This is a genomic window from Chitinophaga costaii (assembly GCF_900094705.1).
Classification (GTDB): domain Bacteria; phylum Bacteroidota; class Bacteroidia; order Chitinophagales; family Chitinophagaceae; genus Chitinophaga; species Chitinophaga costaii.
The window spans coordinates 658,658-673,224 of the sequence record NZ_FMAR01000001.1 but is presented as its reverse complement, the minus strand read 5'-3'; the positions used below and the strand labels follow the sequence as shown (position 1 = coordinate 673,224).

The following is a 14,567-nucleotide window of genomic DNA, read 5'->3' as shown; positions in this document are numbered from 1 at the left end:
AGCATATTCACTTATTTCCTATTCTATGAAAACCAAGTTCCCTATCCTATCCTACCCATGTCCTAATGAAGACTAGTTGATACTAACACCTAGTGAAAGAAGATTTAACGCGGGTCCCGCCAATTAGGCGGGACTTTTTATTTATGTCTGTGCCTGCTTTGATAAATGGTTCCCTGGTCAAATGTGCGACTGCTTAGCATAATAATTAGTTAGGAATAATTTTTTCGGGATGACATCCAACTGTTGTTGGTGATATGATTCGGATAATTCCCTGTATTTGGCAGTATTAAAAAATCCCGCCGGCCAAAGCCGGCGGGATACGCCTATTGTTATAATTTATTATCCTGATTTACACCATCGGAATTTCCGCAACAGCGTAGGCTTTAGCGTCCAATTTTTCTTTGGTTTCGCTGAAGGCCTGCAGGGTTTGTTCAATGTCTTCGTCAGAGTGGGCAGCGGTAGGAATGAGGCGGTAAATGATCTGGCCTTTTGGTATTACTGGATATACCACGATAGAACAGAAAATATTATAGTTTTCCCGCAAATCCAGGCACATGGCGGTAGCTTCAGGAATATCGCCTTGCAAGTAGATAGGCGTAACCGGGGAGTTGGTATGTCCAATATTAAAACCGCGCTCGCGCAGGCCGGTCTGCAATTTTTCTACGTTATGCCAGAGTTTTTCTTTCAATTCTCTTTTTTCACGCAGCAATTGCAGGCGTTTGAGGTTGCCCAGCACCAGTGGCATGGGAAGCGACTTGGCAAAGATCTGGGAGCGCATATTATAGCGCAGGTAGCGGATGATGCCAACGGGGCCACTGATGAAAGCACCGATGGAAGCCATGGATTTGGCGAAGGTAGAAAAGTACAGGTCTATACCATCCTGGCAGCCTTGTTCTTCACCTACGCCGGCACCGGTTTTGCCCAGTGTGCCGAAGCCATGGGCGTCATCTACCAGGAGGCGGAAATTAAATTTATGTTTAAGGTCTACAATTTCTTTCAATTTTCCCTGGTCCCCGGCCATGCCGAAAACGCCTTCTGTCACTAACAGGATACCGCCACCGGAAGCAGCGATTAGGGCTTCGGCGCGTTTTAATTGTTTTTCGCAGTCTTCTATGTCATTATGCTTGTAAACATATCGCTTGCCCTGGTGAAGCCGCAATCCATCAATGATGGAGGCGTGGCATTCAGCATCGTACACAACTACGTCGTGGCGGCCCACCAGTGCGTCAATGGCGCTCATAATGCCCTGGTAACCGAAGTTCAGGAGTACGGTATCTTCCTTTTTTTCGAATTCCGAGAGTTCTTTTTCGAGCTGGTCGTGCAGATCGGTGCTGCCACTCATCATACGTGCGCCCATGGGAGTAGCCAGGCCGTATTGCTTGGCTGCTGCTGCATCTGCCTGCCGTACCTCCGGGTGATTGGCCAAGCCGAGGTAGTTATTCAAGCTCCAGACAATCTTTTCTTTCCCCCGGAATTTCATGCGTGCTCCAATTTCACCTTCCAGTTTAGGAAACGCAAAGTAACCGTGTGCTCTGTCTGAATGCTGGCCAATGGGCCCCAGGTTTTGCAATAGCTTCTCAAAGATATCCATGATATGTTAAGTTATGATTATAAAAAATCTGCATGCAAAGGTATATAAATATTACTTGTTTAAACTAGCTACATTTGTTACCAAAATTTAGCCCGCATGAAATGTAAATATCTTCTGATCATGGCCCTTTTGGTGATGAGCAGCGCTTTTGCGCAAAACCCGGCGGTTGTAAAAACATCTTCCACGGTGGCGGTGGCCCGGCCTAAGCTGGTGATCGGTATAGTCGTTGACCAAATGCGTTGGGACTATTTATACCGTTTTGCTAATCGATACTCCCAGGGAGGGTTCAGAAGACTCACCGGCCAGGGATTTTCCTGCGAAAATACCCTAATAAATTATACGCCTACGATTACTGCCTGTGGTCATAGTTGTGTGTATACCGGCTCTGTACCTGCCATTCATGGTATTGTAGGAAATACCTGGTACGATACTGCCCTTAACCGAAAGATGTATTGCGCCGAGGATTCTACGGTGAGCGGCGTGGGCAGCAATAACAAGGCAGGCAAAATGAGCCCGCGTAACTTACTGGTAACCACCATTGGTGATGAGCTGCGCCTAGCTAACAAAGAAAGCAAAGTTATAGGTGTAGCCTTGAAAGACCGCGGCGCCATTATGCCTGCTGGCCACATGGCCCAGGCTGCTTATTGGTATGATCCCGGTGCAGGCAAATGGATTAGTTCCACTTATTATATGAATGAACTGCCAGCCTGGGTAAACCAGTTCAATGATCAAAAATACCCGGAGCAATACCTGAAACAGCCCTGGACAACTCTCTATCCGCTGGAAAGCTATACGCTAAGTACGGAAGATGATAAACCCTATGAAGGCCGTTTCCCGAATACGGTAAACTCATCTTTCCCCCACACTTTCAAAACCCCATTGGCCAATATCGCTTCTACGCCTTACGGAAATACCATGACCCTGGAATTTGCCAAGCAAGCCCTTGTAAATTATCAATTGGGTAAAGGCAAAGTTACCGACTTACTAACCGTGAGTTTATCGGCGACCGACTATGTGGGGCATCAGTTTGGGCCCAATTCCATTGAAGCGGAGGATACCTACCTGCGTCTGGACAAAGACCTGGGCGACTTTTTTAATTACCTCGACGCCACTTTGGGAAAGGGTAATTACCTCCTCTTCCTGACGGCAGATCATGGTGTAGCACATGTGCCTGGCTTTTTAGCAGAAAACAACATACCGGCTGGAAGTTGGAGCGACAAAGACCTATCTGTTAAAATTAATAGTCTGGTGCAAGCTGCATTTGGCATCAAGGATGTTGTGGTTAGTACGGATAATTATCAGTTTTGGTTAAACCATGCTGCTATCCAGCAGGCTGGCAAAAATGAAAAGGAAGTGATTGATTTCATTACGGCTTCCCTTAAACGCATGCCACCCATAGCCGATGCGTTGAACCTGCATGAGCTAGGCTCCGAAGCGCTGTTAGAACCCATGCGCACCATGGTGATCAACGGTTATAACAAGAAAAGAGGTGGTGATATTCAGCTAATTCCACAACCAGGATGGGTAAATGGTGGTATAACAGGCACCACCCATGGCATCTGGAACCCTTACGATGCGCACATACCGCTGGTATTTATGGGCTGGGGCATTCATCCTGGACATACGAACCGACTGGTGGGTATGACTGATATTGCCCCTACTATAGCGGCCTTATTACATGTGCAGATGCCAAGCGGCAATATTGGTAAGGTGGTAGAAGAAATTACGAAATAATTTTTACATTGATAACATTTCGTTTAAAATCTGCCGGTCTTTCTTCCTGGAAGGCCGGCATTTTCAGTTTTTGAAGGAAGCGGCTTTGTAGGTTGAGGGCGGCTTGTTAACTTTAATGAAAATGGCCGCATGGAATTTTCCTACATCACCTACACAGTAGGTAATCGCCTCGCTACGATCACGCTAAACAGACCTGAAAAACGTAATGCCCTGAACGGGGCCATGGTGTCCGAACTTCGGCAGGCCTTCACTGCTGCCAAAACAGATGAGACGGTGAAGCTGGTGCTTCTCAAAGCCAATGGCCCAACCTTCTGTGCCGGGGCCGACCTGGATTACCTCACCCAGTTGCAGCAAAATACGTATGAAGAAAACCTACGTGATTCCCGGGAGCTGATGCAATTGTTTCAGGAAATTTATGACCATGATAAAATAGTGATTTGCCAGGTAGAAGGCCATGCGGTAGCGGGTGGCTGTGGGCTGGTAACGGTATGCGACCTGAGTTTTGTGACTAGCAATGCGCTGTTAGGCTATTCCGAAGTGAAGATTGGTTTTATTCCCGCCCTTGTATCAGTATTCCTGGTGCGTAAAATTGGCGAGGGCCGCGCCCGTAAATGGTTGCTCACCGGCAGTTTGTACACGGCTGCACAGGCGTTAGACGACGGCCTGATTACAACGGTAGCAGCTCCTTCCGATCTGGAAGCCCAGGTGCAGTTAACAATCAATGACCTGCTGGAAGGTGCTGCGGCCCATTCCCTTACTTCTACTAAAAAGTTGGTAAATCGTGTATTTGAAATGCCCCTGGCGGATGCGCTGGAATATGCGGCCCAATTTAACGCAGAAACCCGCGAACATCCTGCATGCAGGCAGGGTATACAATCCTTTTTGAACAAGGAGAAAATCCACTGGTAACTTTCGTTGTATTTTTATGCTTTGTCTAATAATAGGTTAAAAAATTTGCTCTTTTTCTTAACTTATTATGAGATGACATAGGGCCGGCAGCCAACTCCATTATGTTAAAATTGTCAAGTAGCAGCCACTGCCATGCTGTGTGATTATTAAAGCCGTATATTTGAGCTAACACGTTTTTGGTCCTTTGGTTTGAATTACCTTGCCCTATCATGATGAGAAAGTATTTTTTCCTGATCCTCGTGAGTTACTTCATCTGTGATGCTACCCAGGCCCAGCGCCTGGTATCCGATGCGATCATTACCTACCATGTGCAAGTGCCGGAAGGGCAAGCCTCTTCCGCTATGTTCAACGGTAGCAGTTTTGTGCAGTCTATACGCGGAAATATGAGCCGTATAGATATGAATTTCAATATTGTGAACTACAGTTATATCATCAATACGAAGGATGAAAGTTATATTACCCTCATTACCCGCAATACGGAAAAATTTCTAATCCATGTAGGCAAGCAGCAGTACGAAAAAGACATTCAGCAATATGAAGCTGTAAAATTTGTAGATAAGCCGGAAACCAAACGTATAGCTGGTTACAATTGCCACCGCGCCACCGCTTCAATGTTGGATGGACAGACTTTTGATGTATACTATACCCCGGATTTGGTGGTAGAAAATAAACTGTATAACCGCCGTTTCATGAATCTGAAAGGCATTCCGCTGGAGTTTGAAATGATCCTGAAAGGTGGTGGGAAAATCAGGGTAGTGGCCACTTCTATAAATCTGGACCCGGTACCTGCCTCTGTGTTTGATGTGCCGAAAGGCGGATATAAAGAGATTACCGAGGCAGAAATGAAACAATTGGGTAATTAAAGATCAAATATCAAATATTAAATATTCCAGGCGGTCACTACAAGCTGTAGCCTTGGCTCAATGCTATCTGTTCCTCTTTTTTACAACCTACAAGAAAATTATTTTTTAGCATCGCAGTTTGTTGAATAGATTTCTGCGATACAAAACTATGGATGAGGATAGGATAGGGGTGACGACAAAACAAATTAAAATTTAAAATATATACAGCTTGCCCGCAAAAAAAAGCCCCGCATGAGCGAGGCCTTTTTTTTAATTTATTTTATAACTACCCCTTTTTAAACGGGAAGGTAATTTGCAAGCGATGATAATTCATGGTAGGCTGCTGTGGCACCTCCAAAGAATAAGGAATGAGGTAGGTGGCATTTCCCTGCTTATAAGTAAAAGTAGGTTTAATATTATTGGGCACCGGGGTGAGATTAAATTCGGGTTTAATTACGCCACTGAAGCGGAAACCTGCGTCCAGTGCAAGATTGGACTTGTAGGCCTCACTTACTGTTACTTTTTTAGCCGCCTTGTCTTTGTCTTTGTTGCTGTCACCCGGAAGATCCATGCCGATGGAAGCGGCTTTAACCTCCGCCAGTCCTATAAATCCTACCAGAAAGCAGGAAAATAAAACAGTCTTTAAGATGTATAATTTGTTTTTCATATTGGGACAAATATGCAATTTTTCAGATGTGTTGCAATTTTATCTATTTCAAAGTTACTAAATTATTATAATAAAACGTTAAAAATTTCACAATACCGGCATCAATTAAATCGATATCGACGGGTGCCGGGAACAGTTGGATGAGAACCGAAAATGATTATATTTACACTGATGAATAAAGATTTGCCACAATTCGAAGAGGATGCTGACGACCTGAAGGATTTGCTGCAGCAGTTCGAAAACCTCAAATCTGGTCAGTCAAATTCCTTCCTGGACGAAGATTCCTTCGAACAGATTATTGATTATTATGATGAGCAGGATCAGCTCAACGTAGCTTTCCTGGCTGCCGAAATGGGGATTTCCCAATATCCCTACTCGGCCTTGTTGCTCATCAAAAAAGCTGGCTTACTCATAGAATCCAAGAAATATAAGGAAGCCATTGCCTTGCTAAATAAGGCTGCCCTGCTGGACAGTACTGACGTTCAACTCTACATTTTCAAGACAGACGCCTATATTGCTATGAACCAGCATGCTAAGGCTGTACGGGTGTTGGAAGACCAGATTGAGGTGTTTGAGGGGGAGGATAAAACCGAGCTGTTGCTGGAGCTGGCAGACGTGTATGATGATTGGGAAGAGTTTGAAATGGTATTTGACGTGCTGCGCCGTGCGCTGCTGCACGATAATAATAATGAAGAATCCTTGCATAAGATCTGCTTCTGGACTGAATTTACCGGCCGTTTTGAAGAAAGCATCCGTTTGCATTCCGATATTATTAATGAGCATCCGTTTAACGAGCTGGCCTGGTTTAATCTGGGTACGGCTTACCAGGGTTTAAAACTCTACGAAAAGGCGATTGATGCCTATCAATATGCCATTGCCATCGATGAGAAGTTCGACTACGCGTATCGTAATATGGGGGATGCCTATATTCGTATGCGCCGCTACGCAGAAGCCATCGATATTCTTTCCAAACACTTGGAGATAGCCAAACCTGAAGATGTGATCTACGAGGCCATTGGCCATTGCTACGACAAGCAGCGTAAATACACCCAAGCCCGTTATTATTACCGCAAGGCTAGTCATCTTAGTCCTACAGATGATAAGCTGTATTACAAGATAGGCCTGGCTTACATGGCAGAAGAAAACTGGGCGAACGCTTTGAAAAGCCTGCAATCGGCCATTAAGTTTAATAAACAAAGCAGCGATTATAATGTAGCCACCGGCGAGTGTTACCTGCAAATGGGCAAATACAAGGATGCTCTCATTTACCTGCTGAGCGCCGTGCGCATACGGCCTAATAATGCCAAAGGATGGCAATGTTTCATGAGAGGTTTGTATGTGGCTGGTTTCTACGAGGAGGCCCTGGGGCAGCTAAATGCCCTGGATCCGAAGATTAGCACCAAGCCGGTGTTCCAGTACTACAAGGCTGCTATCCTGTTTCGTATGGGCCGGCAGAAGGAAGCCCTGTTGCAGTTGGAAACGGCCTTGCAACGCTCTCCCAAGTTGGCTAAGCAATTTGTGGAGCTGGATGCTGAGTTGCTGCAACATACCTCTATCGTAGACATGTTGGGCCGGTACCGCAGTTCGCTACGCAGGAAGAAATGAAAATACCACGTCATTTAAAATAAAAAAAGGCTGCCGCCAGGCGGCCCTTTTTGTCACACGAGGATAAAATCTCTCCCGCCTTTGACCACCCTCCGGCAAAAGATGATTAATTCCATGTTGTATTTATAGCAATCTTATTATTTTTGCGCCGGTTTAAAAGAATCCCAAGAGCGTTCCTTTTCCCGGCTAACCCTTATCAGCGTATTTGTTCAGGGCCAACCAGGAAGGGAAACGTGAGAGCGATTGAAGGGCCATTTAGAAGATAAAAAAAGAGATGCAATGAATTTCAATTTGACACAAATCCCGGACCGGACACAAAAGCCCAGGAATAGCGGCCTAACTATGGTAATGGATAAAGGCCTGAGCATATCAGAAGCCATCAGTTTCCTGTCGGTTTCAGGACCGCATGTAGATATCCTGAAGCTAGGGTTTGGGACCTCTTTCGTTACGCCCAATCTTCGTGAAAAAATTAAAGTTTATCAGGATGCTAATATCCCCTTATATTTTGGAGGCACTCTCTTTGAAGCCTTTCTTATCCGCAACCAGTTCGACGATTATGTGAAAGTGTTGAAAGACTTTGGCGTTTCTTACGTGGAAGTATCTGATGGTTCTATTACCATCCCGCATTCTGAAAAATGCGGCTACATAGAAAAGCTGGTGAAGCTGGGCTTTACGGTGCTGAGTGAAGTAGGTTCCAAAGATGCAGAGCATATTATTCCGCCTTATAAGTGGATTGAACTGATGCGGGCCGAGTTGAATGCCGGTGCCAGCTATGTTATTGCGGAAGCCCGGGAGAGCGGCAATGTGGGCATTTACCGTGGCAGCGGCGAAGTACGCGAAGGGCTGGTGCAGGAAATCCTGACCCAGATACCTGCTGAGAAAATTATCTGGGAAGCACCCCAAAAGGCACAGCAGCTTTATTTCCTGGAGCTGGTGGGCTGTAATGCCAACTTGGGCAACCTGGCTCCTTATGAAGTAATATCCCTGGAAGCCATGCGGATAGGGCTTCGTGGCGATACCTTCCACTTGTTCCTGAATGCTTAAAGCATAACATTCTTTCTTAGCCATTGGGCACACTGGTTTGCGGTGTGCCCAATGATATTTTTGCAGGACGCTAAAAGTTTCATGCCATGCATCTTTATGGACTAATCGGCTTTCCTTTGGGGCATTCTTTTTCCAGCGGCTATTTTTCCGATAAGTTTAAGCGGGAAAATATAGCGGACAGCAAGTATGAAAATTTTCCTTTACCCGATATTACCGGCTTCCCGGAGCTGGTTCGGTCATTGCCCCACCTGCGTGGGTTAAATGTGACCATTCCACACAAAACGGCCATTCTTCCTTACCTCGACGCCCTGGACGATGCCGCCGTTGAAATAGGTGCTGTAAATTGCATTCGCCTGGAAGGTGGTCGCCTCATTGGATATAATACCGACGCCATTGGTTTTCGCCATTCGCTGGAAACCTTGTTGCAACCTCATCACCGGCATGCCCTGGTGCTGGGTACCGGCGGTGCCAGTAAGGCGGTGAAATACACCCTGCGTCAATTGGGCATTACCTATCGCCTGGTAAGCCGCCACCCGCAAGGGCCTGAGGATTTGGCTTATGGACAGATAGACCAGGCTATGCTCGAGCAATATACACTGCTGATCAATACTACGCCGCTGGGCATGTATCCTGCGGTGGATACTGCGCCAGCGCTGCCTTACAAATACCTTACGGCCCGGCATTTTCTTTATGATTTGGTGTACAACCCTGCCAAAACCCTTTTCCTGCACCAGGGCGAAGCACAGGGTGCAGTTATTAAAAATGGCTACGAAATGCTGGTATTGCAGGCGGAAGCGGCTTGGACGATCTGGAATAAACCCTAATTTCGCGGCATGGAACAAAATATCTATGCAGAAGGGCAGGTTATTCTGATCGATAAACCCCTGGAATGGACTTCCTTTGATGTGGTGAATAAACTGAAACATAAAGTAAAAGCCAAAATAGGCCATGCTGGCACCCTGGACCCCCTGGCCACGGGGCTGCTCATTTGCTGCACTGGCAAAATGACGAAGAAGATCAATGAATACCAGGCCCAGGAAAAAGAGTACACGGGAACCTTTACTCTCGGCGCTACAACGCCTACTTTTGATCTGGAATCCGCCCCCGAAAATTTTAAAGATACCAGTCATCTTACAACGGAAGCTATCCTAGAGGCCACAAAGCTCTTTATTGGTGCTATTGCGCAGTTTCCGCCCATTCATTCGGCTATTAAACAAAATGGCAAGCCCATTTATCTCGCTGCCCGCAAGGGGGTAGCTGTAAAGGTGGAACCACGCCAGATTTTGATAAAGGAATTTGAGATCACGCAGATAGATATGCCTGTCGTGCATTTTCGTGTGGTATGTAGCACGGGTACCTATATCCGTTCTTTGGCCAACGATTTTGGTGCGGCGCTGGGTGTAGGGGGATATCTGAGCAAATTAGTGAGGACCCGCATTGGCGAATTTAAAGTGGAAGATGCGTATACACTTGATGCTTTTTTAGCTAAGTTTAATGTATAGTTTGTCAGTTCTTATACGTCTGTTTTCTTAAAACGGATATCCTATCGCCACGTTCCAGATCACGTTATCCCTTCGCCAGCTTGGGTCGGAGAAGTGTTTCCATTCCGAAAAGTACCACCCGTTTGCATTGCCCGTATAGTAAGGCACTTTTAAGGGAATACCCCAGTCTAGCCGTATAAGAAAGAAAGAAAAATCCAAGCGTAGCCCCACGCCGGTGCCCAGGGCAAGGTCGTGGTAAAGCTGAGATATCTCGAACTCAGAGCCAGGGCGGTCAGGATCTTTACGCAGCATCCAGATATTACCTGCATCCAGGAAGGTGGCTCCTTTAAGGTTCACCGTACCATCGAACATGCGGATCAGGTCGAAGCGGTATTCTGCATTGGCTTCCAGCTTCATGTCGCCTGTTTGATCGGGGAAAATGGCGGCGGTAGCCGAAGTGTCGTGGTAAGAGCCAGGGCCCAGGGTGCGCAGCCGCCAGGCCCGGATACTATTGGGCCCACCGGCGGTGAACTGCCGGATGTAAGGTAGTACGGTAGAAGAGCTGTAGGCCACTCCTATGCCAATATAAGCGCGGGTGGCAAAGGCAGCGCGGGGGCGCTTCCAATAATGCCGGTAATCGGCGTCCAGCTTCACGAAATTGGAAATGGTAAGACCGGTGTAGTCTTCCAGATCGTTCTTATGATTATTTACCAGGCCCACCAGGCTGTTGATGCCATTGAGCCACAGGCCTGATTCTTCGAGGTTAATGCGGAAAAAGGAATAATGGTCGCGGTGCAGTGCGTCATTATTAGTATAAATGTAAGAGGCTACTTCACCGCCTATGAAGGCCGGTTCAAAACTGCGTTTCAGGTAAGGGTTTTTATTAACGATGGTATCCTCGAAAGAAGGATTTAGCCTTGTACCTACATAGTTCAGGGAGATGGGGTTTACAATCCAGCGCCGGTAAGGCGATGGTGTCCAGTCGTACCCAAAGGAAGCATTGATGTTGGTGATGTCAAACTTTTGCACGCGCGACAAGTAATCGGCCCCCATGCTTAGTTTTGTTTTCACCGCCGTGAGCTTATCCTGGGAAATATGGAAGGGGGTAATGAATTTCGGGAAAGTGAAATTCACACTGCCGCCAAATTCTTTGGATTGCAGTACCCAGGCCCGGCCGGAGCGGATCAGCTCTATGCCGGTATTCAGGCTCACATCGAGGGAGGTGGCACTGCGGCGCAGGTTCAGGTGGCGCGAGCTGAGGGTGATGCCACTACCCAGTAAATAGTCGGAACTGGTACTTACTTCGAAAGTGGCGCCGAGGCTTTGTTTGCGGCGGGGGGTGAGGTACAGAAGCGCATCTAGCGTGGTATCTCTGTTCTCCCGGTAGTTTACTGTTACAAACTGCCATACGCCCAGGTCATAAAGCTTATTGATCGTGGCATTGTATTGTTTGTTAGAGAATGTATCGCCATGTCTCAGCAGGATAGATCGGTTCAGTACATCGTGGCGCAGGATATCCTGGCGGTAACGCACGCTGGTAAATCCAGTAATGGAATCATGGAAAGTAAACCGGCTGGTGTCGCCACTTACGGGGTAATCGGGGTAAATGATGACCCGGTTGATGGTATATTTTTTATGCATACCGCCCAGGCTATCGTCTGGATTGCGGATCATTACAACAATGTTGAGGGTTGGTTTTTCCAGGCCCTTATTTTCATTGAACACGTTGAGCATGCCCTCAAATGGATTCAGTGAATTGCGGAGGAAACTTTTATTCAGGGTATCCAGTTCAAAATGGATATAGCCGCGATCAAATTTATAATAACCGGCATCCTTAATTAAGCGGGTGAGGCGTTCGCGCTCACTGTTCAGTGTTTCCTGTTTGTAGGGCTTGCCTTTCTGTACGAGGCTTAGCGGCTGTGATTTTTTTACTACCGTCATCAGTGATGAATCGGGAATATCGTAAGACACACTATCGATCACAAAATTTTTGCCGGTATTCACCTTGTAGGTTACACTTACTTTACGGCCTCGTGCAGACTTTTCAAAGCTTACTGTGTCGTAGAAATATCCCTGGTTGTACATGTAGGCGCTCATGCGTTTTATGGATTCCTGCACTTTCGCAGAGTCGAACACGGAGGGTTCTTCCATATTCTTGGGGGAGAGTACCAGGTTCCAGAACAGGTTTTTCTTTTTCTCGTTATATTTTTGGTTATACAGCCATACCTTAATGCGGGTACCGAGGAATTTTTTATTGGCTTGTTGCAGCATCAGCGATTTGCTTTCAAGGGAACTGCGTAACTCCTGCTTGTCGCTCACGAGGATGTCGCCTTTTAACTCTACGCCGCTATGTACGTAGAGTTGCTGGTTTTCTTTGAGGTAACGGGTATTGGAGCAACTGGCCAAAAAACACAGTGTTAACACCAGCAGCGGGGTAAAACGTAAGGTGTTGTTAAATCGATAGATCTGCTGCTTCACTGTTTGAAAAAGGATTATTTTAAAATAGCTGCCGCGATCGAAAATTGCGGCCCTGGCTTGGCGTATTTATAGAATCCCTGTAGTTTTGGGCCTATGTTATCAAAAGCGCAAATTAAGTATATTCAATCATTACAGCAGAAAAAATACCGTTTACTGTCTGGGCACTTTGTTGCTGAGGGCGATAAAATTGTACAAGAAATGCTGGCTGCCGCGCAGCCTATGGAGGCAGTGTATGCTACAGCACCCTGGATGTTGCAGCATCGTCCCTTGCTGGATAAGGTACACCGATTGGAGGTAAACGTGGTAACGGAGGAGGAGCTGGCTAGAATTTCTTCCTTAACCACGCCCAACCAGGCGCTGGCGGTACTGCCCATTCCCGGTCATGCAGAGCCGGCGGCTTTCCGGGAAGGCGTGGCCCTGGCGCTGGAAGACATACAAGACCCGGGTAATATGGGTACCATCATCCGTATTGCCGACTGGTTTGGCATTGCACAGATCGTATGTTCGCCGGGCTGTGTAGATGCCTACAATCCCAAAACAGTACAGGCCACCATGGGCAGTATAGCTCGTGTAAAGATTGTGGAAGCCGGTTTGCCGGAAGTGCTGCAACACGCCGGCGTGGCTTCTTACGCGGCCACCCTGCATGGGAAAAATATAGGGGATTTTGAACCTATCACCGAAGGTATTATCGTAATTGGCAATGAGTCCAGGGGACTACATCCTGCTACCATGGCACTTTGTACGGAGCGGGTCACCATTCCCCGCCTGGGCTTCGCGGAGTCGCTTAACGCGGCGGTGGCTACGGGCATTATCTGTGGAAGATTATTGATAAGATAACGCTTATTTAAAGCGGATGGCCTTCAGCGGCGCAATGCGGCTGATGAGCAAAGAGGGCACGATGAGCGTGCAGGTACATACTATAAAAGTGCCAAGGTTTATGACCAATATTTTACCCCATTGAATAGAGATGGCCGCCACCGGCATATAATAAGCATCTTCCTGCAGTTTAAAAAAGCCGGTCTTTAGTTGCACGAAAGCCAGTCCCAGCCCCAGCACATTGCCCAGTAAAATACCCGCCCCCAGGATGTAAGCACACTGATAAATAAACACCGCCCGGATGCTGCCATTGCGCATGCCCAACGCTTTCAGTACTCCCACCATATTGGTTCTTTCCAAGATGAGGATGAGGATGGCGGTAATCATATTGATCAATGCTACGATGGTCATAATTACCAGCACCAGCGCTTCTGTTTTGTCCTGCAAACCTAGCCAGTCAAAAATATTCGGATAAATTTCCTTGATAGAACGCACGTCCAGCTGCTGTGGTAAAATGTTGTACACCTGGTGGGACAGGGTGTCCAGTTGGCGCACATCTTTCACGAATACCTCGTAGCCGCCCACATCCTGTGGTGCCCAGTCATTGAGCCGGCGTATCAGGCTGATGTCACCAATGATAAAGGTTTTATCGTAGTCTTCAATGCTGGTTTTGTAAATGCCTGTGATCTTTAGCTTGCGCGCCCGGGGGGGCTGCCCGTTGCCCTGGATGAAATATACGATCAGGGGATCGTAAAGTTGTAGCTGGAGAGCCTTAGCAGTATGCTCGGAGATAATGATATCGAGGGAGTAAGTGCTATCGTTAAAATGAAGGGCACCGCCCTGGCGCATGAAACGTTGCAATTGCTGCCAGTCGTAATGCCGGTCTACCCCTTTGAAGATCACGCCTTCAATGCCGTTATTCGCCTTTATCATGGCAGACTTGGTAGCATAGGCCTGTACGTTGCCAATGCCGGGAATGTTGCGCACCGAATCTACCAGCGTTTGGCGGTCGGGGAAGGGTAGTTCATCGGTGAGCGGTCCGGCATTGGGTTGGAACTGGGTGATATGCAGGTGGCCCCAAAAGCTAAAGATTTTACCCTGTATGGTTTGCTGGAAGCCTGCTACCAGTGCGGTGGCCAGGATCATCACGGCCACGCTTACCGCCGTAGCGGCAATGGCTATACGAATGATGAACCGTGAAAAGGAGGACGATTTATTAAAAGCGATCCGCCCGGCAATGAAACTGGAAATCCGCATGAAAAAAGGGTATAATGTACAAGGTACGTTGTAGTATGCTGTTTACAAAAGGCTTACGGATAATAAATTCAAGCCTTTTAAAATAATATTGTGGTGGCATGCATCGTTCATTCACTGTACCTTGTACCTTGTATACCATACAT

12 protein-coding genes are annotated in these 14,567 nt (G+C 47.0%); 8 read left to right on the top strand and 4 right to left on the bottom strand.

Translation table 11 applies throughout. From position 1 onward, the window contains the following. Window positions 1-349 precede the first annotated feature (349 nt). Window positions 350-1,591, bottom strand: a complete 1,242-nt coding sequence (locus GA0116948_RS02525) for an aminotransferase class I/II-fold pyridoxal phosphate-dependent enzyme (protein WP_089708652.1) — start codon at window positions 1,589-1,591, stop codon at window positions 350-352. A 96-nt stretch (window positions 1,592-1,687) separates the two neighbouring features. Here GA0116948_RS02525 and pafA point away from each other — a divergent pair, with 96 nt between their 5' ends. From pafA to GA0116948_RS02505, 3 genes are all read left to right on the top strand, one after another. Continuing rightward, window positions 1,688-3,325, top strand: a complete 1,638-nt coding sequence (gene pafA / locus GA0116948_RS02520; protein WP_089708649.1) for an alkaline phosphatase PafA — start codon at window positions 1,688-1,690, stop codon at window positions 3,323-3,325. 129 nt (window positions 3,326-3,454) lie between these two features. After that, on the top strand, window positions 3,455-4,234 hold the full coding sequence (locus tag GA0116948_RS02515; RefSeq protein ID WP_089708646.1) for an enoyl-CoA hydratase/isomerase family protein: 780 nt from the start codon (window positions 3,455-3,457) through the stop codon (window positions 4,232-4,234). Window positions 4,235-4,443: 209 nt separating this feature from the next. Further along, the gene (locus tag GA0116948_RS02505) at window positions 4,444-5,097 is read left to right on the top strand and encodes a hypothetical protein (protein WP_123891684.1); all 654 of its coding nucleotides are present in this window, start codon (window positions 4,444-4,446) and stop codon (window positions 5,095-5,097) included. Window positions 5,098-5,362: 265 nt separating this feature from the next. Here GA0116948_RS02505 and GA0116948_RS02500 read toward each other — a convergent pair whose 3' ends face one another. Further along, window positions 5,363-5,743, bottom strand: a complete 381-nt coding sequence (locus tag GA0116948_RS02500; protein WP_089708640.1) for a hypothetical protein — start codon at window positions 5,741-5,743, stop codon at window positions 5,363-5,365. A gap of 171 nt (window positions 5,744-5,914) precedes the next feature. Between GA0116948_RS02500 and GA0116948_RS02495 the strand changes: the two genes are divergently transcribed. From GA0116948_RS02495 to truB, 4 genes are all read left to right on the top strand, one after another. After that, complete coding sequence (locus tag GA0116948_RS02495; protein ID WP_089708638.1) at window positions 5,915-7,348, top strand: tetratricopeptide repeat protein; 1,434 nt, start codon at window positions 5,915-5,917, stop codon at window positions 7,346-7,348. 279 nt (window positions 7,349-7,627) lie between these two features. Further along, complete coding sequence (locus GA0116948_RS02490) at window positions 7,628-8,392, top strand: phosphosulfolactate synthase (RefSeq protein ID WP_089708941.1); 765 nt, start codon at window positions 7,628-7,630, stop codon at window positions 8,390-8,392. A gap of 86 nt (window positions 8,393-8,478) precedes the next feature. Beyond that, window positions 8,479-9,216, top strand: a complete 738-nt coding sequence (locus tag GA0116948_RS02485) for a shikimate dehydrogenase family protein (RefSeq protein ID WP_089708636.1) — start codon at window positions 8,479-8,481, stop codon at window positions 9,214-9,216. Between the two features lie 9 nt (window positions 9,217-9,225). Continuing rightward, window positions 9,226-9,894 (top strand): tRNA pseudouridine(55) synthase TruB, encoded by a 669-nt coding sequence (gene truB, locus GA0116948_RS02480; RefSeq protein ID WP_089708634.1) that lies wholly within the window; start codon window positions 9,226-9,228, stop codon window positions 9,892-9,894. Window positions 9,895-9,921: 27 nt separating this feature from the next. On the opposite strand, the gene tamL is transcribed toward truB, so the two are convergent. Beyond that, on the bottom strand, window positions 9,922-12,351 hold the full coding sequence (gene tamL / locus GA0116948_RS02475; protein WP_089708633.1) for a translocation and assembly module lipoprotein TamL: 2,430 nt from the start codon (window positions 12,349-12,351) through the stop codon (window positions 9,922-9,924). A gap of 93 nt (window positions 12,352-12,444) precedes the next feature. Between tamL and GA0116948_RS02470 the strand changes: the two genes are divergently transcribed. Continuing rightward, complete coding sequence (locus GA0116948_RS02470) at window positions 12,445-13,188, top strand: TrmH family RNA methyltransferase (protein WP_089708630.1); 744 nt, start codon at window positions 12,445-12,447, stop codon at window positions 13,186-13,188. A 3-nt stretch (window positions 13,189-13,191) separates the two neighbouring features. Here the strand turns inward: GA0116948_RS02470 and GA0116948_RS02465 are convergent, their stop codons facing one another. Further along, the gene (locus GA0116948_RS02465) at window positions 13,192-14,424 is read right to left on the bottom strand and encodes an ABC transporter permease (protein WP_089708628.1); all 1,233 of its coding nucleotides are present in this window, start codon (window positions 14,422-14,424) and stop codon (window positions 13,192-13,194) included. Window positions 14,425-14,567 lie beyond the last annotated feature (143 nt).